1 protein-coding gene is annotated in these 24,168 nt (G+C 75.9%); it reads left to right on the forward strand.

All coding sequences use genetic code 11. From position 1 onward, the window contains the following. Complete coding sequence (locus ACN260_RS10210) at nt 1-24,147, forward strand: hypothetical protein (RefSeq protein ID WP_422755720.1); 24,147 nt, start codon at nt 1-3, stop codon at nt 24,145-24,147. Nucleotides 24,148-24,168: the final 21 nt, after the last annotated feature.

Here is a 24,168-nt window from a genome sequence, read left to right on the forward strand (position 1 = left end):
GTGGCGATCGAGGTTTCGGCCGAGATGGCGAACTTCCTGCGCTTCCTGATCGGGGAGAAGTTCCCGAAGGCCGACGAGACCAACCTCTTCGCCACCGCCGAGGCGCTGCGACGGGCCGCCGAGCAGGTGGTCACGTCGGCCGAGACCTTCGGTGACGGGGTACGGGCGTACCGGGCCGGGGTGAACGGGCAGGCCGAGGACTCCTTCGTCGACACGATGGAGCGTTACGTCCTGCACAGCCCCGGCTACCTCGGCCTGGTGTCGAAGTACACCAACCGGATGGGGGACAGCTACCGGGGCACCGCGACCGAGGTGCAGTACGCCAAGCTGATGATCATCGCGTCGCTGCTCGCGCTGATGCTCGAACTGCTGGCCGCCCTGGCGATCGCCTGGATCAACCCGGCCGCCGCGCTGGCCCGGCTCGCGGTCGGCAAGGTGATCATGCGGATCATCTTCCAGAACGTCACCACCCGGGTGCTGTTCCAGGTCGCCATGGCACAGGCCGTCGGGATCGGCCTCCAGACGGTGATGGACCGGCTGGTGCAGCTCTACCAGATCCGCAACCACACCCGCGACGGTTGGAACGACGAGTTGACCCGGGCCGCCGCAGAGGTCGGTTCGCTCGGCGGCGCGGTCGGCCTCGGCCTCGGCGGGCTGATGCAGGGCCTGGAGCGGCTGGCCCGGTCGACGAACATCGGCCGGCGGGTCGGGCTGACGGCATCGTCGAACCTGCCGGACCCGCACGGGTTCCGGCCCGGCGAGGCCGCCCAGGAGGTCATCAACGAGGGGGTCAGCGAGTGGCTGACCGAGTTCCTCTACAACGGCATGACCACCGGCGAGTGGGAGGCCGACGGGGCGGCCGTCATCGCGGGCGCGGCGTCGGGGATGGCGAGTGTCGCCGGCACCGCCATCGGCCAGCAGCTGAACAAGGCCACCGGCGGGGACCGGGACCGCACGGCGAAGTCGACGGTGTCCGCCGAGCCGAAACCGCCGGCCGTCGCGGGCACGGCGGTCGAGGAGCCGCTGCCCCCGTACGACCCGGTCCGGTTGCCGGCGTACGACGGGCCGCCCTCGTACGCCGACGCGGTGACCGTCGTGCCCGGCGCGGGTGCCGCCGCGACCGGCGGCACCGGTGGCCCGGGCCGGGGCGGTACGGGTGCCGGGGCCGGTGGGACCGGACCGACGACCCGTACGGGTGCCGGCGACGGCGACGTGGCCGCCCGACCCCGTCGGGCCGACGCCGGGTCGCCGCCGCCGGACCCCGCCGGACCGCAACCGGTGGACCCGGCCACCGCCACCGGCGCTGCCGGCCCCGACCTGCCGGCCCCGACGGACCCCGCCGCATCCGGCCTGCCCGTCCCGTCGACCGTGACCGTCCCGGCCGGCGTGACCGTCCCGGCCGGCGTGACCGTCCCGGCCACGACCGGTCCGGCCACCGTGGCCGGCGTGCCGCCGTCGGGCGGATCCGCCGGGTCCGGCCTGACGGGTGCGGGTGCCGGCCAGCCGGGTGCCGCCGGGGCGGCGGCCCGCAGCGGTGGGTCGGGTCCGGCCCCGGTCGCCGGGGCGGAGACCGCAGCCGGTGGCGCAAGGGCGTCCGGACCGGCTGGCACCACCCCGGGCCGGCCGGCCGCCGGGTCCTGGCCGGGTGGACCCCAGCCGGTCGGGTCGGCACTGACCGGCAGCCTCGGCGCGCAGGTCGCGGCTGGCGTCGGCCCACAGGCGGCGGGCAGCCCCGGCACGGTCGCGGGCAGCCCTGGCGCACCGGTGGCAGCGGGCGGTCCCGGCACGAGGGGGGCGGATGGCGTCGGCACCCAGCCTGCCGCCGGCCCGCAGCCGGTGACCGGCGCGCCGGCGGCGGTGGACCCGCCGCCGGTGGGTGGGGTGACCGACCCCACCGTGGCCGTCGCCGGCCGCCGGGCCGCCCTGGAGCGGCGGTTGAGCGAGGTGCTGCCGCCCTACGACGGCACGGCGGCCGACTGTGTGCTGCGGTTGACGGCCGTGATCGACGGGCTGTCGGCGGCACCCCGGGCGAACCGGGACGACACCACCGTCGACTCCGTGCGTCCCGAGCAGGACCTCGCCGCCCGGCTGGGCGTCGACTGGCAGCCGGTCTCCGGCTGGGACCAGATCGTGGGGTCCGTGGGCCGGGCCGGCCCACGGGCGTTGGCGGCGGTGCTGGTGGCGCCTCCGAACGCCCCACGGCACGCCTTCGCCCTGGTCAACGAGGGTGGTGAACTGTTCTGGGTGGAGACCCAGGCCAGGCCCGACCGGCGGGTCCGGCCGGTCGGGGAACCGCCGGAGCTGCCGGTGGGCGCGCGGGTCATCCTGCTCGACGGGCAGGGTGCACCGATCCGGTCCGCACCGGACGCCACGGCGACCGTGGACGCCCTGCTGGATCCCGCCACCACCCGCCGGTACGGCAGGTCACGCCCGGAGGCGGCACCCGCCACCGCGACGCCCCCGCCCGTCACCGCGACCGCCCCGCCCGTCACCGCGACGACCACGACCGTCCCGCCCGCCGTCACGTCGACCCCGGTGGTCGTGCCGCCGGCCGAGCGGGCCACCGGGTCGGACCTGCCGGCCGACCTGGTGCGGGTGCCGGCGGACGGGCGGTGCCTGCTCTTCGCCGTGCTCACCTCGGCACCGGGACAGGTGGCGCAGCGGTTGGCGCGGGCCGGACTGCTGACACCCGTGCTGCGGAGCTGGCTGGCCGACACCGACCGGGTACGCGCGGAGGTGGGCGGGTACGCCGAGGCGTACTCCACCAACCTGACGTCGGTGCCCAAGGACTCCCCGGCCGACCTCGTCGCCACCGCCCTGGCCACGCTCGTCGCCCGCCATCTGCACACCCACCGGGACACCCTGCCGGCCCTGCTCCCGGCGGTCCGCTTCGCGCTGGCCGACCAGGAGCGGGAGAGCCCGGACGTGGCGGCCCGCGCGGACCGGCTCGCCGAGCTGCGTCGGCAGAACCCGGCCCTGGCCGAGGTGACCGACGACGACCTGCACGCCCGGTACCTCGACGGGTACGCCTTCGACACCGGTCCGTTGACCGATGCCGAGGTCGGGGCGTTGCAGTCGGCCGTGGCGAACTGGTCGACCTCCTGGCGGGAACCGGTCGGTACGGCGCTGCTGCCGCTGCTGGCGGACGCCCTGGACCTGCCGCTGAGGGTGCGTAGCCGCCGCGACGGCCGCGAACGCGCGGTGTACGGCCCGCCGGACGTCCCCCCGGTGACCATCTACCACAACGACGACGCCCACTACGACGCCTCGTCGTCCAACCCGGAGGTCACCGACCTCCCCGACCTCCCGGAACCCCCCGCCACACCCGAGCCCGACCAGCCCCGTCCCGAGCCCGACCAGCCGGTGGACCTCGACGACGTCTACGGGCCGGCGGTGCGGGCGGGACGCATCACCCCGGCGGAACGCGACGAGGCCGGTGACGTACGGCTGAATCCGCTCTGGTACCGGCTGGCCGACTTTCCGGCCCACCTGCTCGACCCGACGCGGGCCCGCACCTGGCTCTACGTGGTGGCGCAGGACGGCGAGGTCTACCTCGGCGCCGCCGACGCCGCTGCCGCGATGCGGCAGCGGGACTTCCGGGCCCTGCTCGCCGGCATGCGGGAACGCGACCCGGAGCTGACCGCCGAGCAGCTGCGCGAGCGGCTCGGCGGCCAGGGGCACGCCGGCCTCGCGGTCGGGTTCGACGCGCGGGGCCGGGCCATCGAGCGGCACGCCCGGGTCGGTGGCGAACTCACCTGGAACGAGGCGACCGGTCGGTGGCGGGTCGACGACCGGTCGGCGCAGTTCATGGGCGCGGCCCGTGCGGCGGCGACCCCGGAGCAGGTCCAGGGCTGGCTGGACGCCGTCGCGACGGCGGTCGGCGAACGGTTCGACCTGCCTGTCGTCGCGACCCGGCGGGGCACCTCGGAGCCCGGCCCGTACGACCCGGTCACCATCGACTTCGCCGAGGGCGAGCGGGTGGCCGGTCACGGCCGGCGGGCCGAACTGGACGCGTTCGTCGACCAGGTGGTCGCGCAGGCCCGCCACGCGTGGGACGACGACCGGCCCCGGGTGGTGCGGGTGCGGATCGAGGGCGGCGGCAACGGCTCCGGGCGGCTGCGGCTGCGGGCCGGCCGGACCGGCCGGCGGCGGGCGACCTCGCTGGCGGAACTGGTCGGTGCTCAGGTGGCGGCGCGGTTGAAGGCCGAGGGGATTCCGCTGGGGATGGTCCGGGTCGAGCAGACCAGCCGGGGCGCCGGCCGGTCGACGAGCCCCGGTGGTACGCGGCGGCCGACGACGCCGCAGCAGCGTCGCCGGGCGGTGCTCTGGACCGAGCCGGGACCCGCGTTCACCGACCGCGTCCGCCGCCCCGCCCCCACTGGCCGTGCCGGTCGGGACCGGGTGGGTCGGGACCGCCGTCGGCTGCGCATCCCCGGCCGGTCCGCCCCGGGGCGGCTACGGCAGCGCGCGGACGGGAGCTGGTGGGTCGGCGACGGTCAGGTGGTCGTGCACGACGTGCCCGGCCGGCCGGGGAGCATCGCCCTGCTGCCGGCCCGGGAGTGGGACCGGCTGGCCGGCGACCCCCGGCTGCCCGACGCGACCGACACCGTGACCGTGCTGGTGCACGGGGCCGGCGACCGGTTCCGGGTGCCGCTGCGCCACCGCGACGGGCGGACCAGCGACACGACACTGACCGCCGACGAGCTGTACACCCTGTTGGAGTCCCCCGAGCGGGACGGCCGGCGGCTGGCGCTGCTGTCCTGCGCGGCCGGCCGGATCGGCGCGCGGTCCGTGCAGCGCCTGGCCGACCTGCGCGCCACCGACGTCGTCGCGCCCGAGGGTGACCTGGTGGTGACCGGCGCGGCGGGACACCTGCCGCTCTCGGTCGACGGCCGGCCGTGGGCGCTGTTCGTCCCCGACGGCACCGGGGCCTGGGACGTGGTCAACGACGAGATCGCCGACCCCGGCCGGCCGGACCCGGTGCCCTTCGCCGGGTACGCCAGCCGGGCCGGGACCGCCGACGGGAGCGGCGTACGGCTGACCAACGCGCCGTTGCCGCCGACCGAATGGGACCGGGTCCGCATCGTCGGGGACGGCCTCTGCCTGCTCAGCGCGGCCGCCGTCGCGGTGCCGGAGGCGATGACCGGCATCGCGGGTATGCCGCCGGACGCGCTGGACCGGCTGCTGCGGGTCCGGCGTACCCGGTCACACGACGTCGATCTGGGTGACGTCGACGCGGCGTTGCGCGAGGAGATCCGGCGGCGGTTGGCCGACCCGTCGCCCACGATGGTGGAACTGTTCAACCACGTGGCCACGACCTGGCTGTTCCCGGAGGGACACGACGTGCAGGCCACCCTGCTCGACGTGGTCGACACCTGGGACTGGCGGCGTCCGCTGCCCGTCGAGGACGGCACTGCCGCCGGTGGCCGGGCCGGTGACGTGCTGCCCCTGGTGATCGGCGCGGCGCTCGGCCGGCCGGTGTGGCAGGGCCGGGTCGACCCGCCGTCGGCCACGGTGCTCTGGCCGGACGGCACCGGCGAGCCGGTCCGACTGCTCTACAACGGACGCGACCACTACGACGCCTGGGTCCCCACCGCCGTCGCGGCACGCGGCGACGGACGCGCCGTCGAACGGCCGGACAGCGGCAAGGGCCCCGGCTGGCTGGGGGTGCTGCGCACGCCCCGGCAGCGGGGTGTGCTGTGGCCCTGGGACGGCGACGACGAGTCGATGTCGATGGCCACGCTCATCCGGCAGGTCGACGCGGTCGACCTGCCCGGCGAACACCTGCTCGTCCTGCTCGCCGACGAGAACTACGCCCTGCTGTTCGGCGACCGGGTGCCCCCGGGCGGGGTGTTGGGCACCGTGTTCGCCGGTGGTCCCCCCGGGGCGCGGTGGGTCGTGGCCACGACCGTCGACCCCCGCGCGCCGATGGTGCTCACCGTGGTCAGCGACAACGACGAGCACGCGGTGGCGTTCGGCCGGGCCGTCGAGCGGGAACTGCGGCACCGGCTGGACGCAGGGCTGCCGACGCCGAGCCACCTGAGTGTGGTCACCATGTTCACCAACGAGGTGCCGATCGAGCCGGTGCGCCTGCCGCGTCTACGTTTCCGGCTGCCCGCGCCGCCTCCCGGTCAGCTCTCCCAGGCCCACCTCGCCGACCTGCCCGCCCGGATCCGGCAGGCGTACGTCACCCCACCCGGCTACACCGAGGGGACGCTGCTCGGCGCCGCCGCGTGGCGCGAGGGGTTGCCCCCGTTCACCCCGTCGGTGGCCCCGGAGCCGGCGGTCACCCCGTCGCCCGACGACGCGCCCCCCACGTACGGCCGGGTCCAGCAGGACCGGCGGCACGAGGAGCGGGTGCGGCAGGAGGAGGAGTTCCGGACTGCGGCGGCCCGGCAGGCGGAACGGCTCGCCGCGGAGGTCCCCCCGGACGGCCCGGTGCGGCGGGTCACCGTCCCCGACACCGGACTGGCCGACGGTCTGGGCGGGCACCGGGGCTGGCTGCTGCACGGCGGATGGCCACCACCGACCGACGGCCCCACCGGGGCGGACCCGGTGGAACTCGCCGTGGCGGTCCCGAACGACGCGGTCCGGCTGGTGCGGATGTCGCTGCCCGCTGTCGAGGACCAGCCGGCGCTGGAGGTGCAGGCGCTGGTCGAGCCGCCGGGGGCGGCGGTCGACGTCGAACCGCACCTGCTGCCCGTGCTGTCGATGTGGCGCAACGACTTCACCGACGGGCCGGTGGCCCAACCGATCCTGGACCCGCCCGAGATGGTCCGGCGGGCCTGGCTGTACCTGATCGACGACACGGAGCAGACCGAGGCGGCCACGATCCGGGCCGAGCGCGGCGACGACCCCGACGCCGACGTCGACCGCGAGATGCTGCGGGCCCGCGTGCTGGCCACGGTCCGGGAGACCTTCTGGGAGACGTTCGGGGAGAGCCCCGCGTACGCCGCCGGGTTGACCGCGATGGTCAGGCTGCCCGGGGACATGCCGCTGCCCGACTACTGGACCGTCGGGCCGGTCCGCGAGCTGATCATGCGGTACCCGTGGCGGATCCTGTCCACGGAGATCGGGTCGTACGTGCAGCGGTTCGGTTGGCGCAACGCGCACCGGATCGTCCTGCAACCCGGTGTGCTGGACGGCGCGTCGGACGACGTCCTGGTCACGCCGGACGGCGTCCGCCACCACGCGACCGACTACCTGGCCCGGCTGGCCGGCACCGACGGCGGTAGCCGGGTGCTGATCCTGCCCGACCTCGACCACGCCACGGCGGCGCAGTCCGCCTTCGTCCGGACGGTACGCGCCTCCGCCGTCGTCGTCCTGCCGACGCTGCTGCCCGTCGACGTCCAGTGGACGGTGTCCGGCACCAGCGCCGCCACCGGCAACGAGATGGACACCCTGGTGGGCACCCTCGACGAGGCGCTCGCCCGGGCCGTCCTGCACGCCGCCGACCCGGTCGAGGGCCGGCGGTGGGCCGAGATGCTGCTCGCCGACCCCGACCTGCGGGTCGGCGAGAACGACGACTGGCTCACCGAGATCTTCGACAGCGCGGTGCTGACCACACCGAACGAACCCGTGCGTTTCATGGTCGACGGTGGGGAGCCGGTCGACGCCGGGGAACTCCGGTCACGGTTACGGGACAGCGGGGTCATGCTCGTCGATCCGTACCGGCTGCCGGAGCACCGTGTGCTGATCGAGATCACCGACCCCCGTCCGGAACTCGTGCAGTACGCCACCGTCGACCGGGACGGCACGCGACTGCGCCAGTTGGTCGTCGACGGCAGTTACGCCGCCGAGCACCCCGACACCTGGCGGGTGGTGGAGGAGCCCTGGTCGCGCATCCAGTCCTGGCTGGCGATCCTCGACCCGGACCGCACCTATCCCTGGGACCCGTTCCTGCTGACCCTGGCGTACCGGGACCGGCTGCTGCTCCCCGTCGACGAGCGGCCCGGCGCGTGGCCCGGGGCCGGCCACCGGTTCGTCCCGGTGCATGCCGCCGCACTCGCCGAGGTACGGGAGGTGTTCGCCGGCCGGTCCCCGCGCGACGGGGTGATCTGGACGACCCAGGGGGAACCCCGCGGGACGCTGCTGCTGGTGGACGAGGGCACCCGGGTCATCGTCGACTATCCGATGGTCCACCTCGTACCCCGGCCCACGGCGGCACGGGCGGCGGTGACGGTGCCCGACGCCGAGGACCTGAACGACCGGGGGCTGGTCGTCGCCGTCGGGCAGCTCGACGGCGACCGGTTGACCGGTGACGGCTGGGAGGTGACCGCCGACGAGCTGATCGACAGCGAGGCGTTACGGGCGCATCCCCGGGTCGTCCTGCTCGACCGGTCGCCGCCGGTGGACAGCCCGTTCGTCCAGCGGCTGCTGGACAACGGCGTCGGCGTGCTCGCCCCCGACGCCGAGCTGGACGGGTGGACCGCCGTCTACCAGTTGCCCGGCTGGCAGGTGGAGCTGACCGGCCCGGACAGCGCCGACCTGCTGCGCCGACTCCGGGCCGAGTTCGACACCGTGGTGCTCGGCGCCGCCACCGCCCACCACCGGACACCGGCCCGGACCGCGCTGGTCCGCGCCGCCTTCGACCTGCTCGGCCGCCCGTACGGGCAGGAGGTGGTCGACGGGCACCTGCATCTGCACCTGGACCGCTGGGCGACCGCCGAGGCGTTCGCGGCGGACGCCGCCCGCGACGGGATACTCCTCCTCGGCGGTCCGGACCGGCACGGGCACGACCTGACGCTGCGGGTGCCGGTCGAACAGGTCCGGGTGTTCCCCCACTGGTCGGGCGAACAGCTCTACCTGGTCACGGCGGACCCGGCCACCGTCGCCCCGGTGACGGACCTCATCCGCGACCGGCTCGCGACCGCCCCCGTCGTACGGTGGACGCCCGACCTGGGCCGGGCGGCGCGGGCGGCGGACGTCGGGACGGCCGCCAGCCACCAGGTCAGCCACGGCGGCCTGCCCATCGCGCCCGACCACGTCGGGAACCTGGTCGAGACGGTCGAGGCGCATCCGTCGTGGCGGACCATCGCCTGGACGGTCGACGCGCAGACGTACGACGACGCCGAGGCGTTGGTGTGGCTGGGCGCCGGGATGGCCGCCCTGGAGCTTCCGGTCGACGACACGCAGACCGGCTTCGCCGTGGCCATGCCGTCGTGGGCGGTGCCCACCGTCGACCGGTACGACAACGGCGTGGTGCTCTGGTCGCCCGGCCGCACCGGCCTGCCGGCGGCCCTGCGCGCGGCGTTCCGGGTGGCCGTGGCCCCGGTGTCCGAACTGGACGACGTCGTCAACGTCGTCCGGGCGGGCGACCGGGCGGCCGAGGCGGTCGCGCTGCTGATGGAACGGCTGCCCGAGGGCACCCGGATCGTCGTGGTGCCCGGGGAGTTCGACACCATCCAGGAGATCCCGGTGATCTTCGACTCGGTGTTCGCGGTGGTGGTCCGGTCCGAGGCCGGCGACCCCGGGACGTGGACGGGATACTGGCGGGTCGAGGGGGAGCAGCGGATCGCCGTGCTGACCGGCACCGACCTGTCCTACGTCATCGCCGGCCTGGCCGCCGAGGATCCGCAGGCCAGGCCGGTGTACGAGCCCGGACCGCAGATGCTGGCACTGCCGCAGGCCGCCGTACGGTTCCTGGTGGAGGCGACGGACGACGCGGGCGACGACGGTCCGCCCGGCGCCCGCGCCACCGACGTCGCGTTCGTGGCCGCCGACGAGATCACCGCCGCCGACCACCTCTACACCCTGCCGCCCGGTGCGGCCCACCGGGTCGTGGCGCCCGGTCCGGACGGGGAGGTCGTCCTGCAGGGCTGGGCCATCGACGCCGAGACGTTGGCCGCGGCCGGGCACGACCTCCTGGTGGAGGACGAGGGCCCGGCCGGCGCGGTGCTGGCGAGCGAACTCGCCAAGGAGCAGAGCCCCGAGGCGCGGACCCTGCTGCTCGAACTGGCCCACCTCGTCGGCATCGGGCACCTGGTCACCGACAACCCGCTGCGCCGGCACGGTCTCGGCCCCGTCGACCGCACGTTCGTCCCCGACTGGGTGGCCCCGGTGGGCGTACCGGTCGGACCGGCCTGGTGGGTCGGCACGGACGTGGTGGCCATCGAGATCACCGCGGCCGCCGCCGGCCAGCTCCCCGCCCGGCAGATGCTGGCGTGGGACGTCGACGACCCGGACCAGTTCAGCAATCCCCTTTTGCCGCCGCAGTTGATGGCGGTGCCGTACCGGGACGGACCGCTGGTGCGGCTCCTGCCCGACCAGATATGGGCCCTGGGGCTGGGCCCGCTGCTGGGTGAACGGGGCATCCTCGTCGAGCCCGGCACGGTGACCGCTGCCGGGGTGACCACCGGGCGGCCTGACGGGCGCGGCGCGCTGCCCGCCGCCGCGTACCGGGCGATCCTGCCCGAGACCAACGCCGGCATTCCTGTCGTCGTGTTCCTCGACCACGGCCCGGAGGTGGAGTCGTTCGCCCGCGCGCTCGCCGCGCAGGCGGCCGTGGCGCTGGTGCGGACCGACGACGGGCTGTGGCGCGCCCACCATGCCCGGCCGGGCACCGGCGACACCGAAGAGCTGACCGATTTCCAGGCGTTCCGGCTGGTCGGCCATGCGGTCGCGGCGGTCACCGCCGACCTTGCCGGGCTGACCGGACTGGTCAACACCCGGGGCCGCGAGCTGGGTTCGCGGGCCTGGCTGGACGGGGTCGGCGTGTTGCGCCGGTTGTCCGGCCTGCCGGTCGGCACTGCGCAGGACCGGGCCGAACTGCTCGCCTCGGCCCTGTTCGGGCTGGACCGGTTGCGGGCCGTCGTCGACGGGGAATCCGGCGGCCGGTCGGTGGGGCACGTGCTCACCCGCCTCGGTCTGCCCGGTCCGTCCGGGTCGGACCGGACGGTGCTGGCCCGCCGGCTCGACGCGACGCCCACCCCGGTGACGGCGGCGGCCCTCGGCCTGCTGCCGGCCAACGCGGTCGCCCCGGTGTGGCGCGACGACGCCGTGGCCCTCGTCCACCGCGCACCCGACGGTGCGTTGACGCTGGTCCTGCCGGACGCCGGGCCGGATGCCCGGCTGACCCCGCTCGACCCGGACGAGCTGCCCGGCCCGTTGACGATGCTGCTGGACCGGGGACGGACGGTGGCCGTCCGCGTCGCGACCGGGGAACGGGTCCTCGGCGGTCAGGCCGCACCCGACCGGGACTCCGACTCCGATTCCGGCTCGGACTCGGACTGGGATCCTGGTCCCGACCAGGACCAGGACCACGGCCGGGACCAGGACCCGGACCCGGAGCTGCCGTCGGAGCCGTACCCGTACTCGTACTGGATCGGGGATTCGGATTCGGAGTCGGGACAGGACCCGGCTGCTGCGCAGGACCCGGGAGCGGGGGAGCAGCCGACCCCGCCGGGCACCCCGGACACCGCACCGGTGTCCACCGGATTCCCGACGGACCCCGTCCCGCCCGGACCGTCGACGGCGGCGGTGGACGCCGTGGGGGAGGCGCTGCGCCGGCTGCCGGCGGCCCGCCTCGCATCCGGCCGGCAGGTCCGCCGGGGCCGGCCGTCGCTGACCCGGCTCGCCGACTGGGTCGACGCGGTGCAGGTCGACGAGACCGCCGCCAGCACGGCCAGTTCCCTGGTCCGGGCGGTCGCCGCCTACCTCGTCCTGCACGGTCGGATCGGCGACCTCACCGTGACCGCACCGGCGGCGACCCGGCTCGGCCTGGACGGGTTCCACCGCGCGCTGGGCGGACGACCGGTGCCGTCGGACGTCACCCACCCGGGGGCTGCGGTCCAGGCGTTGACCCGCCGGCCGGGGACGATGCTGCTGGTCCACGACCAGCCGCCGGACGCACCCGACCGGGTCTTCTGGCTGGTCGCCGACGACCGGGACGGCGTGGTCACCCCCCGGGTGGTCGACCCCGCCCGGCCCGGCGTGTTCGCCCGGTCCGCCGTCGACGACCCGGTCACCGCCGCGGCGTTGACCCGCGCCGGCACCACCGTGCTGGCCGTGGACGCCCGGGGCGACGCGATGGACCTCGCCGACTTCCTGGCCCCGTCGCCGGCCGGGCTGATCGCAGCCGCCGCCGATCCGACGCTTGTCGTGACCGACGCCACCGACCTGCTCCGGGCCATGGTGCGGCTGGTCGACGGCTACTACGGGCGGACCCCCCGCACGCTCGACGCGCAGCTGACGGTGACCCCGGAGACGATCCCCGGCACCCTGGCCGCCGCGCTGGGCGGACAGTTCGAACCGCTGCACGACGTCCGGGCCACCGTCGACGCCCTGCGCGCCGCTCCGGGCTCGCTGGCGCTGGCCTACCTGCCCCGGGCCGAGGAACCCGGCCGGCTGCTCATGTTCGTCGCCGAACCGGCGCTGGCGACGGTGCCGGCCCAGCTCACCGTGGTCGGGGTCGACGTCGCCGACCTCAGCGACGCCGACCTGACCGCCGCACTGTCCAGCGGCCGGGCCCAGGTGCTGCTGCTCGACCCGACCGGCGGGGCCCGCCAGGTGCCCGGCCGGCAACCCACCGCGGAGCAGGTCACCGCCGTCCGGACCGCGATCACCGCGCAGCCGCTGCTGATCGGGGTGCCGCACACCGCACACCCGGCCTGGACCGATGTGCTCCACGCCCGGGTGACCAGGCGGCTGCGCACCCTGGGCGTGACCATGCCCACCGCCCGCCCCCTGCTGCGCGCCCTGGCCACCGACCCCACCGAGTTCCTGCACCACGGCTCCGGCCACCCCGTCCGGGTCGGCCGGGAGCGGCGCTTCGCCTGGGTACGCCTCGTCCCCCGACCGACCGAAGCCGACGAGGTGCGCCTCGCCCCCGGGCTCGGCGGCATCGAGGACCGGCGGACCGCGACCGTGTCGACGTCGGCGTGGGCGCAGCCGCAGGCCGCCACCGCCCGGGTGGTGGTGCCGATCCCGGCCGGAGGCGTGGGGGTGACCCTGCTCGGCGGGGTGCTGAGTAGCCGGGCGGTCCGCACGGTCGGGCAGTCCCTCACCACCGGCGACAACCAGATGATGATCGGCGTACCCGACTCGTTCCTCACCCGCAGCGCGGTCGTCGTCCAGGTGGAGATCACCGCGCGGCCCACCCCGCCGGCCTGGGCGGCAGTCCCGGCGAACTGGGTACCCGCCGACGGCGACCACTTCTGGTTCCGTACCCCCGAGGTGCTCGCCATGATGCGGCCGGTCCGCGACGGCGACCCGCTGACGGTCGGTCCCGCCGCCGCGGCCTTCCTGCGCGACGCGAGCTACACCACGCACGTGGTCGACGACGGCGGGCTGGCCACCACCGCGCTCACCGGCATTCCCGAGGTGACCCGCCGCCGCGGGAGCAACCTGCGGCTCTGGCGACTCTGGGGCGGCCAGCGGGCCGTCGACGCGGTGCAGCCCGGCGCGGCCGGTCTCACCGCGACCAGTTCATCGTGGCTGCGGCGGCCCAGCTACGCCCAGGGGGTCCGGCCCGTGCTGCGGCTGACCCGGCTCACCCCGGTCGGTGAGCTGCCCGAGTCGGCGCTGCTGCGCGTGGCGGCATCGGTCACCGCCGGTCAGTCGGTGCAGTCCGCCTCGGACCGAGGTGGCTTCCTCGCGGCGCTGATCGGCCGGGCGTTCGGCCTGTTCCGGCTCTCCGTCGGGCCGACCGTCTCGGTCGTGGACCGGCGCGCGCAGGCCCTCGCGCCGCAGGTCGAGAACGTCACCGGGCAGGAGACGGGCGACCACGTGCTCGGGCTCTACCTGGCCGAGTACACCGGCACCGTGCAGTGGAGCATGTACCGGTCGGTCACCCGGTCGCTGGCGTACCGGGGACTGCGGCACGGGCCGCGACCGGTGACGGTGCGTACCCTGCTGGTCGTCCCGCAGCAGCAGGTGGCGGCGCTGGGCGACGTCGCGTCGTCGGCCCGGCCCGACCGCGACCTCGTCGCCCTGCTGGCCGGCACCGTCGAGAACGACCCGGACGACCAGCGCACCCTGCCCGACCACCTGTGGCGGGGCGACCGGCTGCGCATCGGACGCGGCTTCCTGCACGGCGGGGACCTCGTCGCCGGCCTGGTCGCCGGGCGGCTGCGGCAACTGCTCGCCGACGAGCGCAACGCCGTCCACCGGCGGTACCTGCCCGACTGGAACGACCCGAAGGTGCAGACCGCCCGCATCCGGCGGGCCCTGGACCGGCTCGGCAACGAGGAGCACCTCGCCGCGCAGAACAGCCCCGGCCGCTACTCGGCGCGACTGCTCGGCGTCGCCGACGGTGAACTGCTGATCGAACTGCGGGTCCGCGACATCCTCTCCGGCCGGACGCTGGAGGTCCGGATCGGGGTACGCCGTCGCGACCCCGACACCGCACCGCGCTACCTGGGGCGGCGGGGCACCCACCCCGACCCGGTCACCGCCGACGTCCCCGAACCCACCGACAGCGAGTCGGGTGAATCCGAGGACGACGAGCCCACGGTGAAGCTGCGGACCAGCCAGGGCCGGGCGCAGGCGGCGACGGATCGGGCGGCCCGTACCGTCGCCACCGGCGTGCAGGCCACCGCCGCGGTGGGCAGCGACGCGATCGGCGGGTCCGCCGGGATCGGCCTGCGGGCGCAGGGCGTCTGGCGGGACGTGATCGAGGTGACCCAGGGCAGCCAGGCCGGTGTCGTCGGCATCGGCGGGGGAGCGGTCGCCGTCTTCGCCGACCACGTCCGGTTGGAGCTGTCGGCGTCGGTGGTCGTCGAGTACCGCGGCTATCTCGTCGACGCCTGGCGGTGGTTGTCCGACCGACCCGTCCACGCCCGACCGCTGAGCTTCGCCGGGAACCACACCGCCGACCTCGAACTCGGTTTCTCGGTGCCGTTCACCCAGACCGTCGCGGTCGGACAGCCACCACCGGTCGTGCTGCCCACCCCGGCCGGCGGGCCCAGTGCGGGCATCGTGCTGCGCGAGGCGCTCGGCGAACTGCTGCCGCCGGAGGTGACCCCGCAGCGGCAACGGCTGCGGAACCTCGGCGCGGCACTGGCCCAGCACACCGTCACCCACCACCTCCACGGGCTGCCGGAGCTGCGCACCCAGCTCCTGGACGCGTTGCGGGCCGCCACCGCGGACTACATGGACGCCGGGCATCTGCCCGGCGGCGCGGGCGGTCGCCGCCGGGGCACGGCCTTCAGCGGTGACATTCCCGGCACACCCCTGCACCAGTGGCTCAACGCCTTCGTCGACCAGGGGCACCTGGCCGCGCTGCTGGCACCGGCCACCCAGCAGCCCCAACCGGTGCACGCCCCCAGCGTGGTCGTCGGCGACGACGTGCCGGTCACGGTGTTCGTCTTCGCCGAGGTGACCGGGCACGACCAGACGCCGTCCGGCGCGGTCACCGGCGACGGGTACGAAAGTGCCGTCGCCGGCTTCGCGGTGCGTCGTTCCGCTGCGGAACGCGGCGCGCAGGTCCGGCTGGAGGCCGGCGGGGGCGGCGCGGCGTGGCGGGCGGCGGAACCCGCCGCGCCCACCGGCCCCTCCGGAGCCACACCCGGGGGTCAGCCCCCCGCCCCCAACCCCACCCAGCCGGCCAGCCGGACCCCCACCCAGCCGCCCGCGACGGTGGCGCTGCGGTTGTTCGGCCGGCGGCAGGTCGAGTGGATCTCGGGTGAGACGGTGCTCGCCGCCGCCGAGGTCGAACGCACCGTCAAGCACTCCGAGTCCCGGACGGTCCTGCTGGGCGTGCACGGCCGGCTGCGGGTGCACCTCGCCGTGGTGCTCACCGAACCCAAGTGGGTGCTGCCCGACCGGACGTTCACCCGCTACCGGCAGGTCGGCGACGTGTCGCTGCTGGGACAGATGTCGGTCGAGGAGTACCGGCGGGCCGTCGGGACACCCGCCGGTGGCTGGCGGCTGCCCCGTCAGGTCACCCCGCCGGCGGTGCAGGTGATGCACCAGACCAGCCGGCTGGTGGACACCCCCGCCATCGGCCAGGCCATGCTGGGCTGGCTGCGTGGCCTGCGCCTCGGCGGGGACGAGGGGATGGAACTGGTCGGCCACGACCGGAACACCGCCCTGAACGTCAGCACCGTCCTGCACCACACCGACCCGGTCACCATCGCCGCGCATCTCGGCGACCTCTTCGACGGTGGCCTGAGCTTCGTGCTGCGCTACCCGGGCCTGCTCGGCCGCCCGGCGGTGCAGATCATCGTCCGCGCCGTACCCGCCGACGTCCCGGCCCGGGTGGGTGAGCTGCGCGCCGGCACCGGCAACCTGGAACTGAGCACCGTCAGCGAGGTCGGTGGCGGTCACCAGTCCGGTGAGGCCGTCACCGACGAGGTGGTCCCGGTGGCGCACCTCGGGGAACGGGCGGCGCTCAACGCGCTCGGCACCCTCGGCCGGACCGCCGCCGGCCGGACCGGCGACGTCACGGTCAGCCGGGCGGTGACCTCGGTGGAGACGCCCGGCCCGTGGCTGCCTGTCGACTACGGCCCGCAACGCCTGGTGTTCACGGCTTACCGCCGCCGGCAGGAGATCGGCCGGCACGAGATGACCGTCCCCCTGCGCACCGAGACGGCCGCCGAACACCTGAACCTCACCTACCGGCCGGTCGGCCCGGCCGCCGTGCTGCCCGACCCGACCGAGGTGGTCGACGCACCGCTGACCGTGGACGGCCCGGCCGGGCCGCTGCGGCTGGTCACCATTCCCACCGACAACTGGCAGGCCTGGCGGGACGGTGCGGTCGCGTTGCCCGGCCAGTTCGCCGCGCTCGGTTTCAATGGGGCCGCCGCCCTCCAGGCCGCCGCCGTGCGGGCTCTGCGGATCGTCGGCTCCGGGCCGCTGCCCGGCGCGCCCGGATCGACCCTCAACCACCAGCTGATGACCCTGCTGGGGCGGACCCACCTGTGGGCGGCGACCCCGCACCGGATGGCCGGACCCTACGAGATCGCCCTCACCGACGGCTACCGCCTCGTCCTGCACACCCGGGTCATCTCGGTCCGGCTGGACACCGTGCTCGTGCCCGCCGAGGGAATGCGCGGTGGCGGCGGGGCCGGTCGGCACGGCAACGCCCGACTGGTGGCCCGCGCCGACGCCGCGCTGCCCGACACCCTCGGCACGTCCGTCGGGTACGTGCCGGCGCTCGGCGTCTCTATGCCCGGCAGCTCCGGCCAGCAGGAGAGCACCGGCCACCGTACGGACGTGCTGGTCGGCGGACTCGTCGACGAGGGCGCGCAGGCGAAGGTGTGGTGGACCACCGAGACGGTCGTGGTGGCCGAACACACCGACCTCACCGGTACCCGCCGCACCGCCGTGCAGGTGACGCTGCCCGACTCGCAGCCGGTGCTGGTCGACCAGGTCGACGTCCTGGACCACCTGCTGGCCGGCGGCACGTCGGGGGACGGCCCCGTGGACCGGTTGCTCGTCACCAGCTACCTGGAGCAGGCGGTGCACGCCGCCGAGCAGGCGCAGCAGGCGTTGAAGACCTGGCGGGAGCTGGAACGGATCGCCCTGGTGGCCGGGTTCCCGGGCGACGCCGACTCCGCCGCCGGCATCCTCGCCCGGGCCGCCGCCGGCAACGCGACCGAACGGGCCGAGGCGGAGGCGGCGGCGCACCGCCGGTGGCTGGAGGCCCGCGCCGAGGTCGAACGCCTGGTCGGTCTGGCGGTCGGGCACCTGGGACGGGACCCGGTCGCCGAACCGGCCCGCCTCCCGACGGTCGACGACACCGACCCGGCACCCCCTGCCGGACGCCCCGGCCCGCCCCGACCGGACGCCCCTGCCCGGTCGCCCGTCGAACGGTCGGACGACCCCGTCCGGTCGGCACCGGGTGGGTCGGATGCCCCGTCGGCCGTCCCGACGCCGCCGGTCCCGGTCGGGGTGGACGCCGACGACCGGTTCACCGCGTTGCCGCCCCCCACCGACGGGGAACTCGTGGACGTCGACCGCACCGGTCTGTGCCTGCTCGAATCCGCTGTGGTCAGTGCCCTGCCCGAGGTGCGGGAGCTGCTGCCCGGCTCGTACGGGCGGGACCTCGACGAGATCCAGGCGTGGCGCGACGGCCGCCGACCCGTCGACGTGACCCTCCCCGCCCACCTGCGGCCCGTGGTCCTGCGGGTCGCCGAGGGGCTGCGTGCCCGCATCCACTTCCTGCTGGTGACCGGCCGGCTCGCCGCAGTGGAACAGGCGATCGCCGGCAACGGCCTGCTGGGCGGGGGCGTCGGGGCGGCCGGGCTCGTGCGCCGGCAACTCGTCCGCACCGTCGGCCGGTGGCGGACGGACTGGGCGGCCGACGCGGGCGACTACCTCGCCCTGCTGCTCGGCGCGGCGCTGGACCGGCCGGTGGTGGTGGCCACCCCGCTCCCGCCGGTCGCACCCGTCGACCCCGACGGGCCCCCGCCGCCGCCCCGGTGGTCGGTGCGGACGGTCTACAACCCGAGGTTCGACGGCACCGAGGCCGCGCTCGGCGAGGAGCCGGTGCTGCTGTATCTCGCCGACGGCCACTACCGGGCCTGGCTGCCGGAGCCCGCGGTGCTGGACCTGGCCCGGCGTCGGGAGGAGGCGATCGCGGTGCCCCGCCCGGGTCGGCCCGACACCGACCCGGTGCGACCCACCGACACCGACGCGGCGCTCAGCGAGGTCGCCGACGACGTCGGGTCCAGCGACGCGGACAGCGTCGTCGCGACGCCCCGGCGTACGGCCCGGCGGGGGCGGCACCCGCTGACCCCGGCCGGGTTGGAGACGGCCGTCCAGGCGACCGTCGACGCCCAGGCCGCCGTCCGCGCCCCCGACCCGGCCACGTCCGGTAGGGACGCGAACCCGCCGGAGGACCCGCAGTCGTGCCTCGCCCTGGCCCGTCGGTTCGCCACCGTCCTGCACCCCGGCGTCGACGGGTTCACCCGGCCGGGGCTGCGGGTCGCCCGGACCCGCGACGACGCCACGGTCGGCACCCGCTGGGCCGGCGGGTTCGCCGGTGACCGCGCCGACTGGGCCGTGGTGGACTCCTGGGCGCAGGTCGAGGCGGCCCTGTCCGCCGCCGCGCCCGGCACCTCGGCCTTCGTCCTGCTGGAACGCCCCGGCCACGCTCCCGGGCACGCCTTCGCCGGCTACCGGCTGGACCGCGACACCGACCCGGTGCGGTGGGTCCAGTTCGGCGGCGAGCGGGGCGCGGTGCTGCTCCCGCAGGCCGCCGCCCACGCCAGGCTGCCGCAGCTCAACGCCCTCGGCCCGGAGGTCGCCGCCCGCGCGGTCCTCGTCGACCCCGACGGTACGGTCGACCCGACGGCGCTGGTCGACCCGGAAGCGTCCCCGCCGGTCGCCTCGACCTCGGTGGCGCGGGCAATGGTGGACGCGCCGGTGAACCGGGCCGTCCTCGGGCACGGCGCGGAGTTCGAGTTCTTCGAGGTGCTCGACCTCAGCGGGGCGCTCGACCTGGTCGAGGACGCCACCGTCGAGAACGTCGCCGACCTCACCCGCGCGGACCCCCTCGCCCTGGACCCCGCCGGGACGATCGTCATCGAGGTGGAGACGAAGACCTACTACCGCGACAGCGGGGACGGCCGGCTCTACCGTCGGCGGGTTCCGGAGCCGGACGGCGCAACCCCCGACCGGCCGGCGTCGGTACGGACCCCGGAGACGGTCGCCATCGTCGAGGTCATCGTCGGCGTGGTGCCCGACACCGACGCCGAGCAGGACGCGCATCTCGGTGACGAGTCGCTGTTCACCGCCATGGCCGCCTTCGAGGACGCCCTGGCGGCGCTGACCGGACCCGTTCCGTTCGCCGACGTCCTGGCCGGACTCCAGGCCGCCGGTCACCTGCCCGGGGTGGCGCTGACACCGCTCGGGGAGCGGGCGCAGATCGGGCCGCGTCCGCCGGACAGCGATCCCGGTGCCCGGGTGCACCACAGCGTCGGCGTTCCGCTCGCCGGGGCGTACTCGTTCCTGAGCTATGTCGCCGCCCGCACCTGGCGCAGCCCGACGAGCGTCTCCCCCTCCTTCGCCCGCCCCCACCTGGAGGACGCGCTGACGTTCGCCGACACGGTGGCCGGCCACTTCGCCGCCCAGGGCGGCAGCGCCCGGGACGTCGCGGAGCTGCGCGGCGTCGCCGCCGTGCTGTACGCCAACACGGCCGGCATGACCGGGATCTGGCTGCATCCGGGCCTGGTCAAGGAGAACGTGGCGGTGCTCTCCCGGCACGACATGGGCACGCTGATCGGGGAACTGCCGGACGGCACGGTCTCCTACCTGCGGGAGAACTTCGCCGACATCGCCGAACTGTTCCAGGAGCTGTTCACGACCCGGCTGCCCGATCTCGCCGAGCGGTACGAGCGGAAGTTGAAGGTTCCGCTGACCGGCGACTTCTTCGCGCTGCCGGGCCTCGACGGGAAGAGCACGGTCATCGACTACCTGGGCGGCGGGATGTCCCAGCAGGCCGCGTACGGGGGGATGACCGTGCTGGACGGCCTCGACGACGCCAACGGCGCGCTGCCGCTGATGGTGCTGGAGGTCCGCTACTTCGGTGCCCAGCATGTCGACGGCCTCGCCGCCCAGGCCGAGGCGGCGGCCCTGCGGCATGCAGCGGGCGCGGCATTCGACGAGGCGTTGCGGGTCACCGGCACCACGGTGCCACGGCCCGGCGGCGTGCAGTTGGCGCTCCCGACCGACGAGCGGTTCTGGCCCATGTGGCGGGTCGCCGGCCCACCGGGGCTGCTCACCGTCGAACTGCCCCTGGACGACCCGGACACGTCGCTGCGCCCGCTGCTGCCGCTCCCCGACGAGGTGACGGCGATCCGTGTCGTACGGCAGGTGGCCCGCACCGAACACGGCGTCGTCCTGCAACGCCTCGCGGATCTCACCGGCCGGCCCGTCTACGCACTGTCCGACGAGGTGACGGCGAGCTGGGATCCGGAGCGGGAGGACGTGCGGACCGACGGGCCCGACGGCGTACGACCCTGGCTGGAGTTCCTGCCGACGGCGTACGACGCCGCCACCGCCCCGCACCGCCGGTGGGGGATCGGCCCCGGGGGCGTGCTGACGCCGCTGGACGTCGACGCCGACGTGACGCCCCCGGTGACCGTCCACCTGCACGTGGAGTCGCCGGACCCGCAGGACGCCCTGCCTCCCGTCCTCGGCACCGACGACCCGGCCGTGCTCGCCGTCCTGCCGCTGATCCAGGCCCCGCCCGGCTACCAGGTGGTCTTCGCCGGTTCCGACGCGCCGTCCGACGTCGCCGGCTGGGCGGAGGTGGTCGTCCGGGCGGTCACCGCGGCGGCCGTACCGGTCGACGGAATCCTGCTGATCGGGCATCCGCTGCCGTACCTGGCGGCGCAGACCCTTGTCGACACGCTCGGCCGGGCGGTGGCCGACCAACCGAGGGTCACCATCGCGCCGGTCGTGGTGACCCACGGCGCGACCCTCGACGTCTCGACCCGCACCGGCGAGGTCAGGACGGTGCCCGCCACCGGCCACGACGAGTTGGAGGGGTGGCGCGTCTTCCGGCCGGAGCACGCGGGCCGGACGGGCGCCCTCCCCGCCGACCTGCGTACCGCGATCACCGGCCCGACGCCCGACGTGGCCGGACCGGGGACCACCGACGACGAGCGGGTCCTGCTGCACACCCACACCGGGGCGGTGCTACGCGCGCGGGACGAGCCGGTGCAGTGGACGGTGCGCCGGCTGATGGCGCCGGTCGCCGTCCGGGAACACCACTGGGTCGACCCGGTGAGCCGGCCCGGCCCCGAGCCGGGTGACCGGTACGAGGTCACCTCACGCTTCGAGGTCCGCCGGTTCCGTCACGACGGCCAGCCGGTGGTCGACCTGACCGTACGGGTGTGGCTCGACGACGACCCCGACGCGACGATGCTCGCCACCCTCCAGCGGGGGGTGCACCGGGTGTTCAACGGCGACGGCTACGCCGAGGAGGCCGCGTACGTGCTGCCCAACCGGCGTGGCGACCGGCTGCACGTGACCGTGGCGCGGGCCACCTCCCCGCGCGACGCCCACCTCGTGGTGCAGGTCGTCGACGACGGGCCGACCGACCAGTACCACTGGCGCACCGACGCCGAGGAGGAGGAGTTGGCGCACGAGCTGGCCCACCAGCTCGGCCTGCGCGACGAGTCCCGGGACAGCACCGCCCCGCACCGCCCGGACGTGCCGGGCAGCCTCCTCGGCGACCTCGCCCGCGTGCCCGGTGACGCGTTCGGCGACGAGGAACGGGCCGCGTTGTCCGACGACGAACAGGCCCAGCTGCGGGCCATGCGGTGGGGCGGGCTGCGACCACGTCACCTGCACCTGCTGGCGGCGCTGATCGGGGAGCCGGACGCCGACGGGGCGTACCGGGGCACGGACCCGGTCCGGCCCCCGACCGGTGTCGCGCCCTACGCCCCGCAGAACGGCACGGACCCGGCGCGGCGGCGACCACCGCCCGACGGCCGGGCGGGTCGGCCGGCGACGGGGGACGAGCCGACCACGGGGGAGGAACCGGCTGCGGCGGCGCTGGAACGGGCGTGGCGGGCACTACCCGGACGGGCCGAGGTCGAGTTCCCGGTCCGGGTAGCGACGCGTCCCGCCCTCCTGGCGGTCCTCGACCGGGTGGACCTGGCCCCGCAGCCGTGGGACCTGGAGCTGCTCGGTGACACCGCACCCCCGACCGCCACCGCCGAGCAGCACCGGCTCAGCGCCGCCGAACCGGTCAGCGACTGGATGCTGGTGCCCGCACAGGCACGCCTGGCGCTGGCCGGCCGGGCGGCGGTGGTGGCGTCCTGGCTGGCGGGGCCGGCGCAGCCGGTGGCCCACCGTACGGTGCTGGAGTTCGACCTGGTCCTGCGGGTGCATCCGGAGGTGCTCATGGTGCCCCGGGACACCGCGGCGGCCGGGGTTCTCGCCGCCACCGCGGCCGACTTCCTGCGGGGGCAGGTCGACGCCCGGCTGCCCGTCGGGGTGCCGCCGGTGCGGGTCCTTCCCCGGGTGACCTCCCTCGTCCGGCCCGGCAACCCGGGGGAGATGCGCGTCGAGGTGTCCCTACGCCGGGTGGCACCCGCCGACGATCCGCCGCCCCGGGGGGCGGTCGGCGGCGTGTACGACGGGCGGGAACTGCGGGGCGACCTGCTGCTGCGGGTCGCCGAGGCACGCACGGCCCTCGCCGGGCTGCCCGCCGGGGCGGTCCGGGACGTCCCGGCCCTGGCCGTCCTGCGACTCGGCTCCGTCCTGGTCCGGCTGCTGCCGGTGCTCGCCACCCCCACTCTCGCCGTCGCGTTGCGGGCCCGACCCGGGCGGGTCGGTGGCCTGTTCGACGACTTCCGCTGGCTGGCGGGTCAGTGGGCGCGGCAGTGGCGTACCGGGGAGGTCGACGTCGCGGCCGTCGCCGCGCGGGCCGTCGCGGCGCTCGACGCGGTCGTGGACCTGGTGCCGCTGATCGACCTCGCTCCGGCCGCCCACCGCGACCTCGACCTGGCCTCCGACGCAGAGCAGCCGGACGACACCGACCCCGTCGCGGCGCTGGCCCGGTTCCGCGCCACCGTGGCTGAGCTGCGCGGCGACGCCGGGATCGTGCTCGACGGGCCGGTCGTGCAGGTGTACGGCTGGCAACTGCTGACCCGGGCGCTCGGCGCACTGTGGTTCGCCGCGCCGGACGACACCGGCCCGGTTCCCGACGGGCATCTCTCCGGGGCGGTCGACGCGGCGCTCGACGCGTACCAGGGGGTGGTCGACGGGCTCGGCGACGGGACCCCGGACCCCGCCGCGGTCGACCGGGCCGCCGGGGCCGTCGAGTTGCTGGCCCGCCGGTCGACCGGTCCGCTGGACGTGACCGCCGCCGGCACTCCCGTCGGCGGTGAGGGGGCGGCCGGCCGGAGGCTGCTGGGTGTCGACACCGACGCCCGTTCCCGGCCACGCCCCGACCGCGCCCCGGTTCCGGTGCCGGCCGCCGTGGTCCCGCCGGACGTGGTGCCGGGTGAGGTGACGCCGCCGGACGTGGTGCCGGGCGGGGTGGGGGTGGGTGCGGTGCTCGCCGCGACGATCCGGTCGGACACCGTCGTCGTGCCCGGCCTCGGTGACGTCCTACCGACCGGCGACACCGCACTGCCGGTGTACCCGCCCGGTGCGTCGTCGACGACGCCCGTGCCCGTGCCGGACCGTCCCGGTGGCCCCCCGCGCCGCCGGCGGCGCAGCCCCCGACCGGTGACCGACCGGGCGTGACCGGTTCAGGGTGAACCGGCG

Origin of the sequence: Micromonospora sp. WMMD708, from assembly GCF_049315245.1 — a bacterium.
In the GTDB taxonomy this organism is placed as follows: domain Bacteria; phylum Actinomycetota; class Actinomycetes; order Mycobacteriales; family Micromonosporaceae; genus Micromonospora; species Micromonospora wenchangensis.